This window comes from Vibrio limimangrovi, from assembly GCF_054064025.1.
Genome location: NZ_JBSUGF010000002.1, coordinates 36,211 through 58,362, shown reverse-complemented (window position 1 = coordinate 58,362; position 22,152 = coordinate 36,211). Strand labels below are relative to the sequence as shown.

The following is a 22,152-nucleotide window of genomic DNA, read 5'->3' as shown; positions in this document are numbered from 1 at the left end:
CAATCAACGGCACAGGTTGGGAGTTATCTCAGTATTTCACTCATAAAAAAACGCTCTCGTGGGAGAGCGTCTGAAATGCCACAAAGTGGTAAAGTCAGTGCAAAGAGATTACTTGATTTGCTGCTTAAGGTATTCACCCAGCTCAGAGTGATGCATGATCTTCGAGATTGGCAGAATCTTTTCTGCTGGACCCCATGCGAACACATTCACTGGAGTGTGAGTATGAGTGCCTGTACCCCAAACGGTGTTTTGCCCCGTTGCTTGCGCACGAGCTATCAGGTTTGTACGATCGTTATATGGGAAGAATGCATCAAAATCATGAATGGCCGGTACTTGTTCTTGTGCCAGATAGCTATGGCCTTCAACGTGGTATGGATTTGGCTTGTCTTGCATGATGTGCTCTGCTTGATCTGCCGTGATTGGGAAATCACTATTCTCGTTGATGATCTTAGCTAAGTTTGCCGATGTTCTGTCTGCCTCAGGTAATGCTGCAAATTTATCGAGCATGCCGTAGTAGCTGGTTTTTTGATTGTACAATCCATCAAGGATAGAGAAGTCACCGAAATTAAAGTTAGGAGCGTAGTCCTGTTTTTTGAAAGCTTCGCCGCTACGTTTTTCCGGTTTTGGTAGATTCGCTGAAGAATAGCTGAAACCAAAAGAGCCAGTTTCGTGGTCTGCCGTTACAACAATCAATGTGTCATCACGACCTTTTGCCCACTCGTAAACTGAATTCACCGCTTCATCAAATTTAATCAGTTCGTGAAGCATGGTGCCAGCGTCGTTGCTGTGTCCAGCCCAGTCGATTTGACCACCTTCAACCATCAGGAAAAAGCCGTCTTTATCTTTAGACAGGACATCAAGCGCTTTCACTGTCATTTCTTCTAGAGAAGGCTGAATACGTTTTGGGTCGTTTTTGCTGTGGTTGTAAGCGATACCATCGTCCATACCTGAGTTAGCAAAAAGTCCGAGTAATTTGTCGCCTTTTGCTTGTGCCAGCATGTCGCGGCTGAACGCCAGGCTGTAGCCTTGTTCCTGAGCTTCGTTTAGTAGGTTACGCTCGTCACTACGCTTAGACTTGAGACCAACATTGCCTTGAGTGAGCTTTTCAAGCTGATTGTAAGTCTCGCCTTTGTCATTCGCTGAGCTAGGAATCCAGTGGCGAAGGCCGCCAGAAAGCAGAACATCCACGCCAGTTTCGAGCATATCGATTGCAATGTCATTTTCTAACGAGCGGTGAGGCTGATGAGCCGCAAAAGCCGCTGGCGTTGCGTGCGTCATACGGGTGTCAGAAACTAACCCCGTTGCTTTACCGTTGCTTTTAGCTAATTCAAGAATGGTTTCAACATGGTTGCCTTGGCTATCAATACCGATCACCTCGGATGCCGTCGGTTTTCCGGTCGCAAGCATCGTGGCAGAGCAAGCGGAGTCGACCACAATAGAATCTTCAGGGTTAGTCAAAGAAGATCCAATGACACCTTCCTCAGCCAATTTGTAAAGAGCAGTGGTTTTCCCTTTATAAATTGAGTGGGGCGCATGGTTTGCGTAGGTTTCAAGCAAACCTACCTGCTGAGGCCCCATACCATCACCAATCATCAAAATGACGTTTTTGATCTCTGCGGAAAGGGCGTTAAAAGAGAGTGTTGAGGCAGCCAGAGCGGTAACAACAGGGTATGCTAAGCGCTTCATTGTATTTTCCTTATCTATTGAAAGCGCAGGCATTAAAACAGTGAAGTATGACAGTTTTGTGTAAGTCAGAAAAGTTTAACAGGATTGTCATTTTTTCCTGCTACCTGTTTGTTTTTAAAGACAGAAAAAAGCCCATTGGAGTGGGCTTAAATTACGTTTGAGGGTCGGAAGCATGGACTAAAGTCATCCACGTATTGCCGCTTTATTTTTAAGCGGATTTCATTATCGTCTGCTTTAATTGCTTGACTCAAATGCGATTTACTATCGTGTCGAGCAAATTTATTGCCGCTAGACAAGTGCGAGAATAATACCGCCAACACTGAGCGCGGCAGAAAGGTATTTCCCAGCCGAGTAAGAACTGTCTTCTTCTTCAAGTTTATCCGGACGCTCCATTCCTAAAGCGCCATGGGTGAACGATTCAACTTTATCACCGACGGACTTATTTTCGTCTTCAGCTTTTTTATTTTCGTGCTCAATTTCTTGCAATGCAGTAAGGAGCGCTTTGCCTTCAGAAGAGAGCGTCACTTTGTTTTGTTCCACTTTTAATGGTGATGCAGCGCCGTCCTCCGTCATCTCTTGTGCTTGCGTAGCGCTGGATTGCAGGTTCGCATATGAATTAACGGTGTTGCTTCCTACTGGATTCATTGAGTTCTCCTTGCAAATCGACTCTCGGTCAATGAGTACGGGTAATACTACCAATCGTTTTATATATCGACGGTTTGGGGGCTTTCTTAAATAAATTGTTAAAACAGGAATGCTCTTGCCGCCCCTACGAATATCCGGAGATCAAAGCAAAAAGCAGACCGATTTTATTCATCTGAATTGAAACGTGCTAATCGGTGGTTATGCAGATGATGAAGACAGGTAGATCGTGATATCAAACTCAGGGGTTTATTGACATTCAAGGTCTGTATTTCGCATCGCAATATGTTGAAACGCTTGCATGCGATTGCTCTCTTGTACATAGCGAACTGGCGGCGCGAGCACTTCAAGCTGGTAGTCAGAGCTATCAGGGGTCACTTCAGATTTCGGTGTGATGATTACAACTTTTAAACTGGGATTTCGGTTCAGCATTGACGTCGCGGTACCCAATCCACCTTCCGTGTGGAAATTACCTGAGACGTGAACAACAAGAGTGCCCGGGTGTTTTGACAGGTAATTGACGACGGACTCTGCCATGGTCTCATCCCAGGTCATTTGCGCCGCGTATTGTTTCTCTGTCTGTTCTGGTTTGCCGTGGTGCATAGAGGCCATAAACTTATCTTTGTAAGGACTGTCGTTAGTATTGATTGTCTCTGCGACAAAACGGCGTTGTCTGCTGTCGAGTTTATTTAAATAGTCGACGCCTTGCCGGCCTATGCAACGCACGATCTTTTTCGGCGCATTAGCGGCAATGACTGGCATGTCTGAACGTTTTGCAAACTCGATGAGAGGGCGGTAGTCACTCTCATAGTTAGGCCAGGCGTTACTCTGTTGGATGAAGGTTTGCTCGCCAATTTGGCCACTTAAATACTCATCTAACACGTCTTGCTTATCGCGGGAAATTTGTTCCATAGAGAGGGCAATAGGGTGCGCACCGGTCGATAAGTGTTTAAGCATATCCGTCTGGAAACGGTGAATACCTGCGTGAGTGTGCCATTCGCCAATCAGAATGACGTCTGCTTGTTGCAGTTCAGGTGTCAGCGTCGTCATTGGAACGGGATCTCCAGAAGGAGAATACAGCCTGTAATCGTAAAAGCTGGTCACCTCAGGAGAAGTGGATTGAGAAATCGTTGGCGAGGAAGATACACAGCCAGTAAGTACGCTTGCGAATGCAAAACCTAGAAATGAAAAGCGCATGAAAGCCTCCAAAAATGTCCGCGTGATATTAATGGAGGCAGCGCGATTAACTAATCTAAAGGAAAATATCGTGTTTTGGGGTGCCTTTAACGCGCTGTTTTGCGATATACACGCAACATAAAATCCGCCTCGCATCGGAAAAGTGTAGCCGACTTTAGCTCTTCACGGAGTTCATCTGTTGCCTTCCAGGCAAATGGCGTCATTTGTAACAGGTCAAATGCGTCGCCATCTGTCAAATCCATCATATAGTTGAGCTGTTGTTGATGCTCAAGCTCGTAACCTTCGATACTTTCTGGTTCTTCGCTATGCAGGCGTACGTATTGATAAATACGCTCACGCAGCTGGAACAGGTGGCGACTGGCAGGTGTGACGGTAATGACCACGCCATTGTCTTTTACGACACGTTTTAACTCTTCTGCTTTACATGGTGCGTAAATTCGCAGGATAGCGTCCAGAGACTGGTCAGAAAACGGCAGTCTATGGCTAGACGCTACGCTGAACAGGCATTGAGGGTAACGCTTGGAAGCGTAGCGAATCGCGACTTTTGAAATATCCAGACCAAAAGTAACGGCGTTCTTATCTTGAGCCTGTAATGATTGTTGTACTTGATCTGTGTAATAACCTTCTCCACAGCCAATGTCTAACAGCTGGTGAGAGGTTCCCTCTGTATATTTGGAACAAAGACGCGCAACTTCCTGACGCATTGGGTCGTAATAATTCCCTTCCAGAAAACGACGACGAGCTTGCATCATCTCTTTGTTGTCACCGGGATCTTTAGAACGTTTGTGGTGTGCAGGCATCAGGTTCACATAGCCTTCTTTTGCCATGTCAAATTGATGGTTGTTTTCACACTTAAACGTTTTGTCGTTGAGTGTAAGAGGCTGATGGCACAGAGGGCATTGGTAGTTCATGGCGATCTCAAGCTGAAATAGGACCGGAAATTCTATCAAAAAGCACAACTTTAAGTGAAATAAAAAGCCGGATATACCGACTTTATTATTTTCTTTATTGTGCGGAAACGACGGTGACCAGCTCGTGGCTTTCACCAGGCTGCAAGGTTTTTCCTTGATCTAGGCTGGAAGCGTGCAGAGTGGACTCGACACAAAACATGGTCTGGTAACCATTATCTGCCATATCACCCATTGATTGAGCACCTTCTGCCCAAGGGTTCCATAGTACTGCAGAGTTATGGCCTAGATTTTCTACACTCAGAGTACGCTCAAGAACAGGGTCTTTTACCAATATTTGAGCTTCAGGCTGTGTGTATACACGGTCGATAGTGTCGCTCAGTTGCAGAACCTCACCACCTTGGCATACTTCTCCGCCTTTTAGGCTATCGATGTATTCGCTGCCCATGCCAGTCGTCTGAGCTTGCAAAATGTCGCCTACGTTGAGGTAAGTATGCAGTGCACCTGAGAAAGTCCAGGCTTCATCATCAATATTGACCACTTTTAGTGTTACTTTCAGCGCATCACCGACTTCAACAATCAGGCGCGCGTCAAACATGTGAGGCCAGATTTGATGTGTCTCTTCCGTTGAGAACAGAGCGAGTTCAACAATCACACCTTTCTCATTTTCACGGTGTTCAACCAGTTCCCATTCCGCTGTACGTGCAAAGCCATGAGCTGGTGCCGCAATGCGTCCAAACCAAGGCCAGCAAACGGGAATACCACCACGAAGTGCCGCTTTACCATCGAAGACCGCTTTTTCACTCATCCAGATCAGGTCTTCTTGGCCAGCAGGTTTATATGACACTACATGGCCACCATGCAGAGAAATACCCGCAGTGGCTTTATCGTGAATGATACGAACAATTTTTACTTGGTCTACTTCTACTACCGTGACGTTGTCTGAAAGGACGGTTAGGGCAGGAAGGGTATTTAAATCCATCTGATTCATTTCCTATCGCTGGGAGAGGGGGTAACGAGCTCACGATGTTTTTATAGCTGCGCTTGATTACGCCACCTTCAAATTCCAGATACAAAAAAGGCGACTATCAAGCCGCCTCTTTTTCAACTCAGTTAAGAGCTAATCACCGTTTCTAATTACTTAGAGATGTGTGCGATTAGGTCTAGAACTTTGTTTGAGTAACCGATTTCGTTGTCGTACCAAGATACAACTTTAACGAATTTGTCAGTTAGAGCGATACCAGCTTTAGCATCGAATACAGAAGTACAAACTTCACCGATGAAGTCTTGAGATACTACTGCATCTTCAGTGTAACCTAGAACGCCTTTTAGTTCGCCTTCAGAAGCTTCTTTCATTGCTGCACAGATAGCTTCGTAAGATGCGCCGTTTACAAGGTTAACAGTTAGGTCAACTACAGAAACGTTAGCCGTTGGTACGCGGAAAGCCATACCAGTTAGTTTGCCGTTTACTTCTGGAAGTACAACGCCTACAGCTTTAGCAGCACCAGTTGAAGATGGGATGATGTTTTGAGAAGCACCACGACCACCGCGCCAATCTTTAGCAGAAGGACCGTCAACAGTTTTTTGAGTTGCTGTTGTAGCGTGAACTGTAGTCATAAGACCAGATTCGATACCGAACTTGTCGTTAAGAACTTTAGCAATAGGTGCTAGACAGTTAGTAGTACAAGAAGCGTTAGAAACGATGTCTTGACCAGCGTAAGTGTCGAAGTTTACACCGTTAACGAACATTGGAGTTGCGTCTTTAGAAGGACCAGTTAGTACAACTTTCTTCGCGCCAGCAGTGATGTGCTTACGTGCAGTCTCGTCAGTTAGGAAAAGACCAGTTGCTTCAGCTACAACGTCAACACCGATTGCGTCCCATTTTAGGTCTTCAGGGTTGCGTTCTGCAGTAACACGTACAGTTTTGCCGTTAACGATTAGGTTACCGCCTTCAACTTCAACAGTACCGTTGAAACGGCCGTGAGTTGAATCGTACTTAAGCATGTATGCCATGTAATCTACGTCGATAAGGTCGTTAATACCTACAACTTCGATGTCTGAGCGCTCTTGCGCTGCACGGAATACGAAACGACCGATACGGCCAAAACCGTTAATACCTACTTTGATAGTCATTATAGTTGCTCCACAACTTAATTTCTGATTAAAGATAACTGGTAGTAAAATTACAGAATCCAGTAAACATCTGCAACAGATAATCGGACTTAACTTGTTTAAAGTCAAAAAAAAGCGACGCTTTTTTTAACAATTCTTTGCAAATGTTCGTTTTTTAAACTTTTTACTGCTTTTACTCTAGCTCAGTTGGCGTAATATAACCTGCGAGATGAGTACTCGTATCAAATTAATTACACATGGTGTCCTGGTGAGAAAGTATGTGCTACAACTGTTACGAGAATCAAGTTTTTTGCTAAAAAAGTCATTGCTCAAAACAGGGAATAAGGATCTAAAACTAGTGGAACAAAGCGGAGGAAAAGTGACGAAGTCCGATGAATATTGGCGTGAGCGACTATCTGATGAAGAGTTTCGTGTCTGCCGAGAGCAGGGAACTGAGCCGCCATTCAGTGGTAAGTTATTGCATAATAAGGAAACTGGTATATATAGCTGCACTTGCTGTGATGCCCCTCTTTTTGTCTCTGATAACAAGTACGATTCAGGGTGTGGCTGGCCGAGTTTCGATGCTCCGATTAATGATCAGGCGGTGCGCTATTTAGATGATCTGAGTCACGGAATGGTGCGTACAGAGATACGATGCGCGACCTGTGATAGTCATTTAGGGCACGTCTTTGAAGATGGCCCACAGACAACAGGCGAACGTTACTGTGTTAATTCGGTGTCGTTAATTTTCAACAAATCTGAAGATTAGTGACAAAATTGCAGTTAAGAGTGTTTCATCCTTTCAAAACTGTATTGGTGAACACATCAAGGCTGACAGCTTGAATTGAGAAAAAACTCCCGACTTTTTCGGGAGTTTTTTATATTTTCGGGAGTGAAATCGATTCGGCGTTTTTGCTCCTGTCAGCAACTGGTGTGTTGTTTTCATGGCCGTGCCTGTGATCCGTTACACCAATTCATTTCTGTGTCCTTGACTCAGTTTCTTAACCCGCTATGTTCTGTGAACAGAATGTAATAAGAAGGTACATTATGGACACAGAACAATTATTAAAAGCGATGACGCCAGAAGTCTATGAACGCTTAGTTTATGCAGTGGAAACGGGAAGGTGGCCAGAAGGTTCAATGCTTTCTAAACAGCAGCGTGACTCATGTATGCAAGCTGTGATGTTGTATCAATCAAAACATAATACTGAAGCACAACATATGACCGTCGCGGCCGGCGGGGAAATTAGTTTTAAGTCGAAGCAGGAATTGAAAAAGCAATTCAGCAGAAATGAAAGTGATATCGTGCGTGTGAATCCAAACGCTGAATAACATGCCCAGTACGAAACAGCCCAATGTAATCATTGGGCTGTTTAGCTAATTGAGTAATGAGTAACAAGCCTTTATAGGCTCATTTCACCACGTAATACTTGCTGCATTTTCTCTTTTACTTCTTCGTAAGATAAGTTCTGGCTAAGAAGGTAATGCAGTTTGGCAAGTGCAGCTTCTGGCGTCATATCATATCCGCTGATTACGCCTGCATCTGCCAGCGCACATCCGGTTGCGTAACCGCCCATGTTCACTTTACCCGCCAGACACTGAGTTAAGTTAACCACAATAACGCCACGCTCTGAGGCTTCTTGTAAGTGACCAAGTAGCTCTGGGTTCTGTGGCGCGTTACCTACACCAAACGTCAGTAGAATCATGGCGTTCACTGGCTGAAGCAATGTATTGCGAATGACTTCATGAGAAATACCTGGGTACATCGTAATTACACCAATTGGCTGCGGCGTAATGTTATGCACTTTAAACTTGCCTTCTGGTTGAGCACCGACAGTCACATTATTGCTAATTTGAATGTTGATACCAGCCTCCAACAGCGGAGGAAGGTTTGGCGAAGTGAAGGCATTAAAGCCGTCAGCATGAGATTTCGTGCTGCGGTTACCGCGCATCAACTGATTGTTGAAAAACAGAGTGACTTCGTTAATTGGGAAGTTGGCTGCGATATGCAGCGCATTCAACAGGTTCGCCTGACCATCAGAACGTAGTTCTGCCAGAGGGATTTGCGAACCCGTTACGATAACTGGCTTGCCAAGGTTTTCCAGCATGAAAGACAGTGCAGAAGCAGTGTAAGCCATTGTATCCGTGCCGTGTAGGATCACGAAACCATCATATTTATCATAGTTATCACGAATATCATCTGCGATTTGCTGCCAGTCGGCTGGCGTCATGTCTGATGAGTCGATCAATGGCTCGTATTCGTGGATGGTGTACTCAGGCATCTCTGGACGATGAAACTCTGGCATCGCAGCTAGCTGTTTCTCCATAAAGCCAGCGATAGGTACATAACCGTGATCAGACTTTTGCATACCGATAGTACCACCGGTATAAGCGATATAGATGTGTTTTCTAGTCATCGTTCTATTTACTTTCATGTAGGGGAGATGTGCGCGAATTATAACGAATTGATGGGTAATAAAAAGGGGCATATCACTAAGATACCCCCCTTTTTTACTAGATAGTTCTGGCTATTGAACTTGGCAATTCAAACAGAATGCGTATTGACCTCTTGGATCGTTGAAACTTTGTAGCATGCTTGCATCTTGTTGCAATTGCTCAGCAGCGGGTTTTAAGCTCTCTGGTAACATGCTTGTTGCGTCAAAGCCAAGTGATACTTTTACGTTGCTCATGAACTCTTCAAGGAACAATTCAGCGGGAGAAAGTGGCTCCTCAACCCAGTAAATGTTGTAGTCAGTGATGTCAGCCAATTTCGCTGCAAGCTCTACCGCGTCATCAAAGTCACCCATTTGGTCGACCAAGCCGGAGGATAGTGCATCCTGACCTGTCCATACTCGACCTTGAGCTACGTTGTCCACTTCTTCAAGAGACATTCCACGATTATCACCAACCAAAGAAATAAAGCGTTTGTAGCCGTGCTCAATCGCGATTTGCATTGCTTGTGAAGCGCCTTCAGTTAGTCCTGTTGAAATGCCAATACCCGAGAATGGTGACGTCCCAACGCCATCGGTGTGAATACCCAGTTTATTGAAGCCTTTCTCAAACGTTGTGATGACACTAAAGATGCCAATTGAACCCGTGAGGGTCGTTGGTTGGGCAACAATTTTATCTGCACTCATTGATATCCAGTAACCGCCGGATGCTGCCAAACTCGACATCGAGACAACTACGGGTTTACCGGCTTGCTTGAGAGCAGCGACTTCATTTCGAATCACTTCAGAAGCAAATGCGCTACCACCAGGACTGTTAACACGAAGAACAACAGCTTTAACGTTTTTATCGTTACGGGCCTGGCGAAGCAGGCTGGCTACCGTATCACCGCCAACGGTGCCTCTTGGCTGCTTGCCATCCATAATGGTTCCGCTCGCCACAACGACGGCAATATCATCCTCTGCGGTATCGTATTCAGGATGCATCGTTGCCAGATAATCGTAGTAGCTGATCGAGTTGTAGCTGTCTTTACCGTCGCTTCCAAATTCTTTCGCAAAGAGAGTACGAATCTCTTGTCGGGTCGCCAATTCATCGACCAAACCTAACTTAAGCGATAGTTTTGCAATATCACCATCGACAGAGCGCATTTCTGCCAATAGTTCTTCCATCGTTGGGTTCAGTACTTTAGCGTCAATGTTACGGTTGGTTGCCACATCATCGACAAATGCACTCCAAAGCTGAGTGATCCAGCGCGTCGCCGATTCTTCCGCCGCTTCCGACATATCATCTCGGATAAATGGCTCTATAGCTGACTTGTAGGTACCTACACGGAAAACGTGAGTCGACACTTCCAGTTTTTCCAATAGCGATTTGTAGTACATCGAGTAAGCACTGTAACCTTTAATCAACACACCACCATCTGGACCCATATAAACCTTGTCAGCGTAACTGGCGAGGTAATACTGGCTTTGATTGTAGAAGTCACTGACTGCGTAGATCGGTTTGCCCGATGTTTTAAATTCATTCAGTGCTTTTGCGATATAGCGCAGCTTGGTCAGATTCGTTTCTGGCATATCGCGTAGCGCTAAGACGAGTCCCTTCACTTTCGGGTCATCTTTGGCATAGCGAATAGTATCAACGATATCAAACAGGACGTTCTCTTTTGGCATATCCTGACCAAGCAAAGAGCCGGTGAAGGAATCCATTGGATTAACATAACGTCGCTGTTCTACGATTGGGCCAGATAGATTCATCACCAACGCAGACTCTTTCTCTATGACTGGTCTACCTTCTCCAGTGTAGGTAAACGCAAAATAGAAAACGGCAATCATTAACAGAAAGAGTAAGTTTGTCAGGGCAAGTCTTACAAAGGTGATGCCTTTCCATATTCCCTTAAATATCAGACCAATAAAATTGAAGAGTTTTTTCATCATGTCTCCATCACGAGATAAGCCATTCGTAATTTTACAAATTATGGGTTCTTATCTCTAAGATCTCAAAAGATAACGTGTTTTTAGCTTATCACGCTCCTTCAATAATTGGCATATTTTAGCGTTAGATTGATCGGCGTTACAAAAATGTAAACACCTGTTTGATTTTGTGGTTAACGGAATGTAATGTTATTTCACAAGATAATAACAATGGATGTTCAGTAATGTCTGCCATGTACCCAAACTTATTAAAACCACTGGATCTCGGCTTTACCCAAATACGTAACCGCGTTCTGATGGGCTCAATGCACACTGGTTTAGAGGAGCACAAGGAAGGGCTTCAAAAGCTGGCCGCATTTTATGAAGAACGCGCAAAAGGTGGCGTCGGTTTAATTGTAACGGGCGGTTTCTCTCCCAACCTCCGTGGTCGGCTACACCCTTTGAGCGCAGAGTTTAGTAAACCCAAACATGCAGAACAGCATCGCGTGGTCACTGAAGCGGTTCATAAACATGGAGGCAAAATTGCTCTGCAAATTCTTCACGCAGGTCGCTATGCAATGCACCCTTTGGCGCAAAGTGCATCAGGCATTAAGGCTCCAATTTCTAAGTTTGCACCAAGTGAAATGAGCGAGCGTCAAATCAAGAGCACAATTGAAGATTTTGCCAACAGCGCTGCACTTGCACAGGTCGCTGGATATGACGGTGTGGAATTGATGGGCTCGGAAGGTTATCTGATTAACCAATTCCTGTGTAAACGCACCAACATGCGCTACGACGAGTGGGGCGGCAGCTACAAAAAACGTATGCGTTTCCCACTGGAGATTGTTAAAGCGGTACGAGAAGCGGTTGGGGATAAATTCATTATTATCTTCCGTCTATCGATGCTGGACTTAGTAGAGCAAGGCAGTACGTTTGAAGATGTGATTGAACTGGCTAAAGGACTTGAAGAAGCGGGTGTAACCATCATCAATACAGGTATTGGCTGGCACGAGGCCCGAGTCCCAACCATCGCGACTCAAGTACCGCGGGGGGCATTTACATGGGTTACAGAGAAAGTGAAGCCACATGTATCAGTGCCAATCATCACTTGTAACCGTATCAACACTCCAGATGAAGCAGAGCGGATTCTCTCGTCTGGCCAAGCTGACATGGTCTCTATGGCTCGTCCTTTCTTGGCTGACCCTTACTTTGTGGCAAAAGCTGAGCAGGAAAAAGCGCAGTTCATCAACACCTGTATCGGCTGTAACCAAGCATGTCTGGACAATGTGTTTAAAGGTAAGCGTGCAAGCTGTCTGGTTAACCCACTTGCTTGTTATGAAACCGAAATCGTCGTCTCGCCAGCGCTTAAGAAAAAGAACATTGCCGTAGTGGGGGCAGGTCCGGCTGGTCTCGCATGTGCGACGACACTGGCAGAGCGTGGCCATAAAGTCGATTTATTCGAGAAGAATGACCGTATTGGTGGACAATTCCGTCTGGCGATGCAAATTCCGGGTAAAGAGGAATTCCGTGAAACGATTCGTTACTTTGCTAACCGCCTTGATGAGACAGGTGTGAATCTGCATCTTTCAACCGAAGCAAATTTCGACTTACTGACCGAATACGATGAAGTCGTGATGGCTTCGGGCGTAGAACCGCGCAGAGTGGTTATTGAAGGTATCGACAATGCAGAAAAAGTGGTCGACTACCAAACTTTGATTCGCGATAAAACGCCAGTTGGTGAAAAAATTGCGATTGTTGGTGCTGGTGGTATCGGTGTTGATATCGCAACCATGATCACTGAACCAGTAGGTCACACGCTGGATGACTGGCTACATGAATGGGGCATTGATAAAGAGATGTCTCAGCCGGGTGGTTTGTACCCTTTCCCTGACTCCGTCAGTGATAAAGAAATCTGGGTTCTTCAACGTCGTCAAGGTCAAGTTGGCAAAGGCCCGGGTAAAACGACCGGTTGGATCCACAAACGTACGTTAGAAAAACGTGGCGTTCATCTGCTTGGTGGCGTTTCTTACGAGAAAATCGATGAGCGCGGATTACACATTAAAGTTGATGGCAAATCTCAATTGCTGGACGCTGACAAAGTGGTCATTTGTGCAGGTCAGGAATCGGTGCGTCCTTTTGAAGACAAATGGCCTCAATTGGGCGGTAAGTTACACATCATCGGTGGTGCTGATCATGCTGGTGAGCTGGATGCCGTTCGAGCGATCCGTCAGGGTGTGAAACTTGCAGTGAAGCTATAAACGCATTTCACCTTAAACGTTCTGAAAAAGCTGCGCACACTGCGCGGCTTTTTTTATCTCCATTCAGAATGGAATATTGTATTTTGTGAAATGGGTATAATCCCTAAAAAACAGATTGTTATTCCAAAGAGTGGATTGTGCTAAAGTGACCAACAGACAACATTCAAGTTAGATTCAATAAGGACCTGTTCATGGAAGCTCTCGATCTTTTGCTTAACCGTCGTTCTGTCGGCAAGTTATCCGCGCCAGCACCGGAAGGTAAAGCGCTGGAAAATATCATTCGTGCAGGCCTTCGTGCTCCTGATCATGCAGGTTTAACTCCGTGGCGTTTTGTCATTGCCCAAGGTAAAGGCTTAAAGAAACTGTCGGATATTTTGGTCAGTGCAGCGATGGCGGAAAACAGTGATGATGCGGTGATTGAAAAATTGAAAAATGCGCCATACCGTGCACCGATGGTAATCACTGTTATCGCAAAAGTAACTAAGCATGAAAAAGTACCTGCACTGGAACAATACCTTTCGGCGGGCTGTGCGGTTCAAGCGATGCAAATGGCAGCAGTCGCGCAAGGCTTCCAAGGTTTCTGGCGTTCAGGAGAGTGGATGTTCCACCCAGAAGTGCATAAGGCGTTTGGTCTGGAAGGTGAAGATGAAATTGTCGGTTTCCTTTACTTAGGTACGCCAGCCGGTACAGCGATGAAAGTGCCTGAGCGTGATTTGTCGAAGTTTGTTGAGTTTCAATAAACGTTGAGCAAAGCGTTGTTACTGTTCATCTGTACAGTTTTTTCTTGATTTATTAGGGCTACATTCGATAATGTGGCCCTAATTATTATTACTTCCAAAACCTTATGTCTCGTCTGTTTATTGCTGAAAAACCAAGTTTAGGCCGCGCGATCGCTGCCGCACTACCGAACCCTCAAAAGAAAGACCAAGGCTTTATTCGCTGTGGCAATGGAGATGTGGTGACTTGGTGTATCGGGCACTTATTAGAGCAAGTTGAACCAGATGCTTACGACGAGCGTTATAAAAAGTGGAACTTGGCGGATTTGCCGATCGTCCCTCAGCAGTGGCAGTTAAGGCCAAGAAAGAGTGCCAGTAAGCAACTGACAGTGATTCGTAAATTACTAAAAGAAGCGACGGAAGTTATCCATGCCGGAGACCCGGATCGCGAAGGCCAGCTTCTGGTTGATGAAGTGCTTGATTACTGCAAGCTGTCTAAAACCAAGAAAGAAGCGACACAACGTTTACTGATTTCAGACTTAAACTTACCTGCCGTAAAGCGCGCATTAAGTTCAATGCGCAGTAACCGTGATTTTATCCCTTTGTCTGTTTCTGCACTGGCGCGCTCCAGAGCGGATTGGCTCTATGGCATGAATATGTCACGCGCTTACACATTGCTGGGCCAAAAAGCCGGTTATCAAGGCGTACTTTCGGTCGGACGAGTACAAACCCCGGTTTTAGGATTGGTCGCTCGTCGTGATGAAGAAATCGAAAACTTTGTGCCGAAAGACTATTTCACTCTACACGCGTTAATCCCATATGAAGACCAAAACGGCGCATTTGATATTCGCGCACGCTGGAAGCCAAGTGATGCCTGTAAACCGTGGCAGGATGAAGAAGGGCGAGTACTCAACAGAAAGCTGGTGGAAAATGTTGCAAGCCGTATCCAGAACCAACCCGCTACCGTGAAAGAGTCGGAGCAAAAGCAAACTAAGCAGGCTGCTCCGTTACCTTATTCTTTATCTGCGCTTCAGATTGACGCGGCAAAACGTTATGGCATGAGTGCCCAGCAAGTATTGGATACCTGTCAGGCGCTTTATGAGAAACATAAGCTGATTACTTACCCGCGTTCGGATTGTCGTTATTTGCCGCTGGAACATTATGCACAAGCGGGGTCGGTGACTGCTGCTATTGCTAACAACGCCAAAGAGCTACAAAGAGCCGTTCAGGGGGCCGACTTGTCTATTAAATCGAAAGCCTGGAACGACAAAAAAGTGGATGCCCACCACGCTATTATTCCAACGCCTAAGCAAGCGAACGTGAATGCGTTATCTGGCAATGAGATGAAAGTTTATCAGCTGATTGCACGACAATATTTAATGCAGTTTTATCCAGCAGCAGTCTACGCAGAAGCTAAGCTGGTGTTTGACATCGCAGGTGGCACATTTATCGCCAAAGGTCGCCAGCTTGTTTTTCCTGGCTGGAAAGCTTTGATGGGAAAAACAGACAACGAGGACGAAGGTATTGATGCTGTGCCACCTTTAGCGGAAGGCACTGTACTAACGTGTCGGGAAGGCGAAATTAAAGACCGCAAGACAGAACCTCCAAAACACTTTACCGAAGCGACCCTGTTACAGGCTATGACAGGAATTGCGCGTTATGTCTCGGATAAAGAGTTGAAGAAGATACTTCGGGATACGGATGGTCTTGGAACGGAAGCGACGCGAGCTGGTATTCTCGATACACTTTTCAAGCGCCAACTTTTGACTCGACAAGGAAAATCGATTTTAAGCTCACCAGCGGGACGAGGTTTGATTCATGCACTTCCGCAAGAGGCAACTTATCCGGATATGACTGCGCATTGGGAGCACCAGTTGCAAGGTATGGCAGAGAAAAATCAGGCTTATCAGCCTTTTATGCAAGCATTAGAGCTGCGAATCGATGGTTTGATGGGGCAGGTTAAGTCGGGGACAATTCCAGAATCATTACGTCACTTACCGAAAGTAGAACGGCCAGCGTTTAAACGTAAGAAGCGCAGTTATTCCAAAGGCAATGCCTCCAATTCTGGCTCGCCAAAACGTCAATCTACTTGAAAACAAAGCGACACTGAAACGTGTGCCGCTTTAGTCTTCCACGTTACTATTCAAACAAGCTGCTGTTCTTCTCAATCGCGCCTTTGACATCATCTTGAGACAGAACACGCTTACCGAGGTCTTGTTTAACTTGCTTACCCAAACCAACAAGCGCGTCTCTGTTTGCTTGGGTTTGACGTTTACCTGCACTTCTTAAGCAATAATTGAGCTCATGCTCTTCACTGAAATTCACCAAATCTTTATCTGCAGCCATTGCTAGACTCCTTAGTGGTTTGAAAACTCCACTAAGTCTGGATGGCATATGAAGAAATTCAAGTCTCTATAGTCAAAAGTGTGCATATTCTATGTGAATTTGCTAATTGGTTTGTTTTCGAGTAATGCAGCAGAGAAATGGCATTTGCTTCAATGGTTGAACTTGGTACTATTTTGTCACCATTGATAAAAAGAACCTCCGATGCTGCCACTTATCTATCACCCAATATACTCACAACTCGATTTGCCAGAAGGGCATCGCTATCCAATCATGAAGTACCAATACCTTTATGATGCGGTGCAGGCAAAGGTTGCAAGTGAAAACTGGCAAGAGCGAGTTCAGTTTTTTGAGCCAAAAGCGCTTTCCGTTGCCGATATCAAGCAAGTTCATGAAGAAGAGTACGTCGATTTACTTGTTAGTGGCACTTTGCCTGCAGCTAAAATGCGTCGCATCGGGTTTCCATGGAGCGAAGCGCTCATAATCAGAACGCTAACTTCTGCGGCAGGTACGGTTCTGACCGCCGAAAAAGCACTAGAACATGGCGTGGCTTTGCATTTGAGTGGTGGTTATCACCATGCTCACCGGGACTTCGGCAGTGGCTTCTGCCTGTTTAACGATCTTGTGATTGCGGCAAAGCACATGTTGAGTCACGAGAATGTCGATAAAATCTTGATCATTGATAGTGATGTACACCACGGTGATGGTACGGCAACGCTCTGTCAGGATGAGCCGGACATTGTGACGCTCTCTTTCCACTGTGATAAGAACTTCCCGGCAAGAAAACCGGAATCTGATCTGGACGTTCCTCTGGTAAGGGGAACCGATGATGCAACCTTTTTAATAACATTTAAAGAGGTGGTGGAAATGGCGCTGAATCTGCATCGACCTGATATGGTGATTTATGATGCGGGTGTTGATATACACACTGACGACGAGCTCGGTTACTTTGATGTTTCCACCCAAGGCATATTAGAGCGAGATCGTTTCCTAATGAAGCTGATGAAAGATCGGGGTATTCCGGTCGCGGCGGTTGTCGGAGGCGGCTACCGAACCAATCACGCAGATCTTGTCCCGATTCATATGAATTTAATTCAGGCGAGTTTGGAAGTGTTCAACTGACTAACACCTAAGATCTTTTGCTAAAAAGAACAGCAAAAGAAAAAACCGAGCCATAAAAGCTCGGTTCTCTTTTCACAAATACAGTTACAACACTTTTGCCAGGAACTGTTGAAGGCGAGGGTGAGTTGGGTTGTCAAAGACCGCTTTAGGGCTGTCATCCACCAACAATTTACCATCTTCCATAAACAACACACGGTCAGCAACTTCGCGTGCAAAGCCCATTTCGTGAGTCACGATAACCATGGTCATCCCTTCTTTTGCCAGTGACTTAATAACGTCCAGTACTTCACCCACCATCTCAGGGTCAAGTGCCGAAGTCGGTTCATCAAAAAGCATCAGATCTGGCTTCATGGCGAGCGCTCGAGCAATCGCAACACGTTGCTGTTGACCACCGGAAAGATGCGTTGGGTAGTTGTTCATACGGTCTTCCAAACCAACACGTTTGATCAACACCTTCGCTTCACCTTCCACTTCATGCTTAGGACGCTTAGCCACTTTTAATGGCGCAATCATGACGTTTTCCAACGCCGACATATGCGGAAATAGGTTAAAACTTTGGAATACCATCCCTACGTTTTGACGTAATACGTTGATATCAGTGCTTTTCGCATACATATCGAAACCATCAACAATGATAGTCCCCGAGCTGATCTCTTCCAGCTGGTTCAATGTACGCAAGAACGTGGATTTACCTGAGCCTGAAGGTCCAATAATAACGACTACTTCACCTCGTTTTACCGTCGTTGAAACCGACTTTAAGGCGTGGCAGCCATTAGGGTAAAACTTGTCTACGTTGCTGGCATAAACCATATCTTCGCCGTTGTATTCACTAGTCACTGGCTGATAACCTCTTCTCTAAACGTTGAATTGCCCAAGACAGAGTCCCGGTTACTAGTAGGTAAAGTGCCGCAACAGTGAACCACACTTCGAATGGTGCAAAGCTGCCACTCACGACTTCACGACCCGCTTTGGTTAAGTCAGTAATAGAGATAACTGAAACAAGCGAAGAATCTTTAATAAGGTTAATAAACTGACCAGCTAAAGGCGGCAAAGTGCGTTTTAGCGCTTGCGGTAGAATGATGTAGCGCATCGCTTTCGGATAAGTCATACCCAACGAACGCGCCGCTTCCATCTGTCCTGTAGGAATGGCCTGAATACCTGCGCGTACAATTTCGGCAACGTAAGCGCCTGTGAATACTGATAATGCTACGACCCCAGCAGTAAAACGATCAAAATCGAGTACGGTTCCGATAAAGAAATAAACGATAAATATTTGAACCAGCAGAGGCGTACCACGAATCAACTCGACATAGGTAAGCGATAAATCTCTCGCTGCCTGATTTTTCGACACCCTCATCAGACCAAATATAAGACCGAGCAAAACGGCAAAAATGAGGGAGATAAAGGATATTTCAACCGTTACCCATAATCCATGAGCAATTGGCCCGAATTTCCATTCGTTCAGTTGCGCGACAGCATCGCCTTGGAAAACTAAATCGCCATTTCCAACCAGAAGTGTTGTGTAATGCTCAATGATTTGCGGTTGGCTAGAGTTGTCGAACTCAATCGTTAACTGACCGGCTTTTACTACTGCTGTACCGTCACCATTTGCACGGAGCTGTTGCATTTCGGTGTTGACGACATATGGCCAGAGACGATCCCAATGCCAGTTATAGTTAATACTCTTCCCAGAGAAATAGACCGCACCAATTAGCATGGCCATAATTAGGACATAAATTCCGTGTCCTATCCATTTTGAGGATTTTGACTGCATCACTCAGATTCTCTTTTTTCTTTTTAATGAACCGGGCAACTTACGCTACCCGGTTGGCTATAGCTATAGTTCGCGAGACTTTAATAGACTCAAGCGAAATCGGCTAATTATTGAACTTCTTTCAACCAGTCGTCAGACTTGAACCACTTGTCGTACATACGATCGTAAGTACCATCACCTTTAATTTGACGTAGGTAGTTGTTCAAGAAGTTTAGGAAGTTCGGGTCATCTTGACGAATGGCCCAACCTAGAGGCTCGTAAGTAAACGGTTCTGCTACGTGCGCAACTTTGCCTTTGTTTTGAGCTGCGTAGATTGCGTTATATGGAAAGTCATAAACGAAAGCGTCTGCTTTACCGTTAACAACTTGTAGAACGGCATCCACTTCAGTGTCGTATAGGTCAATTTTCGCGTTGAATAGGTGTTTTTTCGCAGCTTCTACACCAGTAGTGCCTAGCTTAGTTGAGATTGTGTATTTAGGGTCATTCAAATCAGCGCTGCTTTTAATCTTACCTTCAAGTGCTGGCGAGATGATGACGGACTGACCGATAACGATGTACGGGTCAGCAAAGTTAACTTTCAAGTTGCGCTCAGGAGTGATAGTCATACCACCCATGATGATGTCACATTTGTTAGTTTGTAGTGCAGGGATAATGCCATCCCAAGCTGTGTTCACAGGAGTGAATTTAACTCCCATAGAACGAGCCATGTGTTTACCTAAATCGACATCAAAACCAATAAAACGGCCGTCTTTGGTTTTCATTTCGAATGGCATATAGCCAGCGTCAAAACAAACTTTTAGTTCCCCTGAACTTAGAACACCTTCTAGGTCAGACTTTGCCATGGCTTGATTAGCACCAAGCAGAGAGCACGCAAAAACAAGTCCAGCTGCTGAAGATTTAATAAATTTTTTCATAATATCCCTTATAAAAAATCTTGTTATTTTTTTCTGTTCGTCCAATGACAAATACGATGTTGTATTGAGTATCATGTCAACTAAAACTGACACCAAAAACCACAAGATAATGCAACACAATCTAGTAACATTTCAACAACCTTCCGGATGAAAAACCAACAAACTGCTATACAAGTTCAACTTTCACCTAAGAAGGTGACTTAGGTCCCGAATTAAATCGACCGGAGACTCAAGGCCGATTGAAAGCCGCACGACTCCTTTGCCTGCATCGCGACAAAAGTTCGCTTTTTGTTCTGGGTTAAATCGGTAAGTAGACTTGTCCAAATCATCAGTTTTTAACACCACCGCTAAACTACGTTGATGTCCAATCGAATAGGCGTAATAAAACATCTTCGACTCATGCGCAAATCGTTGCTCAATCAGTTCGATGTCCTCTACTTGGAATGCAATAATGCCGCCAAAAAATGCCATTTGTTGTTTAGCCAGCGAAAATTGTTGGTGTGACTCAAGACCGGGATATAAAACTCTTTGCACTCTTGGGTTGCTTTCCAACCAATTGGCAATGGCATGAGCCGATTCACACAGTGTCTTCATGCGTGGATAAATAGTCTCCATTCCACGCATAATTAACCATGCGCTTTGTGGGCTTAAACAGGCACCAAAATAGACGCCAGCAACGCTTCTAAGCTTGCTAATTAAGGCTTTGGAGCCCAGAACGCATCCGCCGAGAACGTCTCCATGACCGTTAATAAATTTGGTTAAAGAGTGAACAACCAAATCTGCACCAAGATCAATTGGTCGGGTAATAACCGGTGTTGAAAACGTTGAATCTGCACTGAGTAAAATTCCTCTGCTCTTCAGCAATGAAGACAGCTCTTTAATATTAGAGAGTCGTAGAAGAGGGTTGCATGGTGTCTCTATGTGCACCAATTTGGTGTTTTGCCGCAAGGCATTTTGCACGCTTTTAATGCAAGAGGTGTCAACCGTTGAAACCTCAATTCCATATTGGGGCAAAATTTGAGTGGCGAACTCGTAAACGGCGGCGTAGCAAACATCACTGATAACAAGATGATCCCCAGATTTCAGCAAGGACATAAACACTGCGGTAATAGCAGCCATGCCGCTTGCTGTTGCGAGTCCATCTTCTGCCTGTTCTAAAATGGCTAAACGTTCTTCGAGTAAACGAACCGTTGGGTTTGTCCAACCTGCGTACAGAAATGGTGAGTCGGCGAGGTCTCCCATACCTTGTGCGGAAAAAGCACCTTCATTGGGCAGAAAGCTGTGATTTACCGACATCACGATATTCGGTGCGATGGCGTTTGTTTGTGGGTCAGGTCGAATAGCGGCATGAACGGCTAATGTTTCAGGGGCCAAGGTTTCTGGAGACAGTCCAAATTTGAAATCATCGTTAAGCATTATTGTTTAATCCAGTGGTTGTCATTAGCCATCAACAAGTTTTGGCTGAAATCCTTTTTTAGTTCTAATCCGAACGGATGAATTAATTGTGGATTCCAATTGGTGAGTAAAATCCGCTATTCTTGGCTCGACATGGAAGAAATACTGCATTTAAAACACAATAATGCGGAGTAACAGCAAGAGGAAAACCATGGGTGACGTAACCACTCTGGATAGTTTCGATAAAAAGATTCTGCAACTAATGCAAAGCAACTGTCGTTTGGCAAGTGAGGTTATTGCCGAGCAAGTCGGGCTGTCTGCTTCAGCAGTACAGAGAAGATTAAAGCGATTAAGGGAAGAGGGCGTAATTCAAGCCGAGATAGCGGTGATCAAATCCGAACTTTCTACCCACCCAATGACGTTTATTGCCGGCATTGAAATCGACAGAGATAACTACACTGTACTTAATAAATTCAAACGCTGGGCAGATTCTCAGCCTTCCATACAGCAAGTGTTTTATGTCACAGGTAATGTCGATTTGATGGTTGTGATTACTGCGGAGAGTGCAAAAAGCTACGACGGATTTATTGAACAGATGATGGCTCAGTTCCCCCAGATTCGCCGCGTGATGACCAACGTAGTATTAGACACGCCAAAACAAAGCCTTTATCTGCCTCTTGAATAGCCCTACCTGTAGAGCGGCAGCCATAAAACCCTGAGAGATGTC

20 protein-coding genes are annotated in these 22,152 nt (G+C 45.2%); 7 read left to right on the top strand and 13 right to left on the bottom strand.

What is annotated here, in order from left to right; all coding sequences use genetic code 11:
* Positions 1–108: 108 nt before the first annotated feature.
* The 6 genes from ACWYU8_RS02305 to gap all read right to left on the bottom strand — a co-directional run bounded on the left by ACWYU8_RS02305 (position 109) and on the right by gap (position 6,566).
* Positions 109–1,686 (bottom strand): alkaline phosphatase, encoded by a 1,578-nt coding sequence (locus ACWYU8_RS02305; protein ID WP_457516790.1) that lies wholly within the window; start codon positions 1,684–1,686, stop codon positions 109–111.
* A gap of 288 nt (positions 1,687–1,974) precedes the next feature.
* On the bottom strand, positions 1,975–2,331 hold the full coding sequence (locus tag ACWYU8_RS02300) for a hypothetical protein (protein WP_457516789.1): 357 nt from the start codon (positions 2,329–2,331) through the stop codon (positions 1,975–1,977).
* Positions 2,332–2,577: 246 nt separating this feature from the next.
* Complete coding sequence (locus ACWYU8_RS02295) at positions 2,578–3,525, bottom strand: ChaN family lipoprotein (RefSeq protein WP_457516787.1); 948 nt, start codon at positions 3,523–3,525, stop codon at positions 2,578–2,580.
* Positions 3,526–3,611: 86 nt separating this feature from the next.
* Complete coding sequence (gene rlmA, locus ACWYU8_RS02290; protein ID WP_457516785.1) at positions 3,612–4,436, bottom strand: 23S rRNA (guanine(745)-N(1))-methyltransferase; 825 nt, start codon at positions 4,434–4,436, stop codon at positions 3,612–3,614.
* A gap of 94 nt (positions 4,437–4,530) precedes the next feature.
* Positions 4,531–5,415 carry a D-hexose-6-phosphate mutarotase gene (locus ACWYU8_RS02285; protein ID WP_457516783.1) on the bottom strand — a complete coding sequence of 295 codons (885 nt, stop codon included), beginning with the start codon at positions 5,413–5,415 and terminating at the stop codon, positions 4,531–4,533.
* A 155-nt stretch (positions 5,416–5,570) separates the two neighbouring features.
* Positions 5,571–6,566, bottom strand: coding sequence for a type I glyceraldehyde-3-phosphate dehydrogenase (gene gap / locus ACWYU8_RS02280; protein WP_457516781.1), 996 nt, complete (start codon positions 6,564–6,566; stop codon positions 5,571–5,573).
* Between the two features lie 337 nt (positions 6,567–6,903).
* Between gap and msrB the strand changes: the two genes are divergently transcribed.
* Entirely contained in the window at positions 6,904–7,314 is a 411-nt protein-coding gene (msrB, locus tag ACWYU8_RS02275; RefSeq protein WP_457516779.1) for a peptide-methionine (R)-S-oxide reductase MsrB, read from the top strand.
* A 278-nt stretch (positions 7,315–7,592) separates the two neighbouring features.
* Positions 7,593–7,877: a YeaC family protein gene (locus tag ACWYU8_RS02270; protein WP_457516777.1), complete on the top strand. Its 285-nt coding sequence runs from the start codon at positions 7,593–7,595 to the stop codon at positions 7,875–7,877.
* Between the two features lie 71 nt (positions 7,878–7,948).
* Here ACWYU8_RS02270 and ansA read toward each other — a convergent pair whose 3' ends face one another.
* The gene (gene ansA, locus ACWYU8_RS02265) at positions 7,949–8,962 is read right to left on the bottom strand and encodes an asparaginase (protein ID WP_457516775.1); all 1,014 of its coding nucleotides are present in this window, start codon (positions 8,960–8,962) and stop codon (positions 7,949–7,951) included.
* A 111-nt stretch (positions 8,963–9,073) separates the two neighbouring features.
* A complete protein-coding gene (sppA, locus tag ACWYU8_RS02260) occupies positions 9,074–10,924 on the bottom strand; it encodes a signal peptide peptidase SppA (protein WP_457516774.1) in 1,851 nt (616 codons plus the stop codon).
* Positions 10,925–11,148: 224 nt separating this feature from the next.
* Between sppA and ACWYU8_RS02255 the strand changes: the two genes are divergently transcribed.
* The 3 genes from ACWYU8_RS02255 (at position 11,149) to ACWYU8_RS02245 (ending at position 15,970) form a co-directional block, all read left to right on the top strand.
* Complete coding sequence (locus ACWYU8_RS02255; protein ID WP_457516773.1) at positions 11,149–13,161, top strand: FAD-dependent oxidoreductase; 2,013 nt, start codon at positions 11,149–11,151, stop codon at positions 13,159–13,161.
* 191 nt (positions 13,162–13,352) lie between these two features.
* Positions 13,353–13,901, top strand: coding sequence for an NAD(P)H nitroreductase (locus tag ACWYU8_RS02250; protein WP_457516772.1), 549 nt, complete (start codon positions 13,353–13,355; stop codon positions 13,899–13,901).
* A gap of 104 nt (positions 13,902–14,005) precedes the next feature.
* A complete protein-coding gene (locus tag ACWYU8_RS02245) occupies positions 14,006–15,970 on the top strand; it encodes a DNA topoisomerase III (RefSeq protein ID WP_457516770.1) in 1,965 nt (654 codons plus the stop codon).
* Positions 15,971–16,016: 46 nt separating this feature from the next.
* Here the strand turns inward: ACWYU8_RS02245 and ACWYU8_RS02240 are convergent, their stop codons facing one another.
* Positions 16,017–16,223 (bottom strand): hypothetical protein, encoded by a 207-nt coding sequence (locus tag ACWYU8_RS02240; RefSeq protein ID WP_457516768.1) that lies wholly within the window; start codon positions 16,221–16,223, stop codon positions 16,017–16,019.
* A gap of 201 nt (positions 16,224–16,424) precedes the next feature.
* Between ACWYU8_RS02240 and ACWYU8_RS02235 the strand changes: the two genes are divergently transcribed.
* The gene (locus ACWYU8_RS02235) at positions 16,425–17,342 is read left to right on the top strand and encodes a histone deacetylase family protein (RefSeq protein WP_457516766.1); all 918 of its coding nucleotides are present in this window, start codon (positions 16,425–16,427) and stop codon (positions 17,340–17,342) included.
* Positions 17,343–17,426: 84 nt separating this feature from the next.
* Here the strand turns inward: ACWYU8_RS02235 and ACWYU8_RS02230 are convergent, their stop codons facing one another.
* The 4 genes from ACWYU8_RS02230 to ACWYU8_RS02215 form a co-directional block, all read right to left on the bottom strand.
* Entirely contained in the window at positions 17,427–18,152 is a 726-nt protein-coding gene (locus ACWYU8_RS02230; protein ID WP_457517321.1) for an amino acid ABC transporter ATP-binding protein, read from the bottom strand.
* Between the two features lie 19 nt (positions 18,153–18,171).
* The gene (locus ACWYU8_RS02225; protein ID WP_457517320.1) at positions 18,172–19,116 is read right to left on the bottom strand and encodes an amino acid ABC transporter permease; all 945 of its coding nucleotides are present in this window, start codon (positions 19,114–19,116) and stop codon (positions 18,172–18,174) included.
* Positions 19,117–19,223: 107 nt separating this feature from the next.
* The gene (locus ACWYU8_RS02220) at positions 19,224–20,030 is read right to left on the bottom strand and encodes a transporter substrate-binding domain-containing protein (protein ID WP_457516764.1); all 807 of its coding nucleotides are present in this window, start codon (positions 20,028–20,030) and stop codon (positions 19,224–19,226) included.
* Positions 20,031–20,213: 183 nt separating this feature from the next.
* Positions 20,214–21,446: a trans-sulfuration enzyme family protein gene (locus tag ACWYU8_RS02215; protein ID WP_457516762.1), complete on the bottom strand. Its 1,233-nt coding sequence runs from the start codon at positions 21,444–21,446 to the stop codon at positions 20,214–20,216.
* Positions 21,447–21,636: 190 nt separating this feature from the next.
* Between ACWYU8_RS02215 and ACWYU8_RS02210 the strand changes: the two genes are divergently transcribed.
* On the top strand, positions 21,637–22,110 hold the full coding sequence (locus tag ACWYU8_RS02210; RefSeq protein WP_457516760.1) for an Lrp/AsnC family transcriptional regulator: 474 nt from the start codon (positions 21,637–21,639) through the stop codon (positions 22,108–22,110).
* Positions 22,111–22,152: the final 42 nt, after the last annotated feature.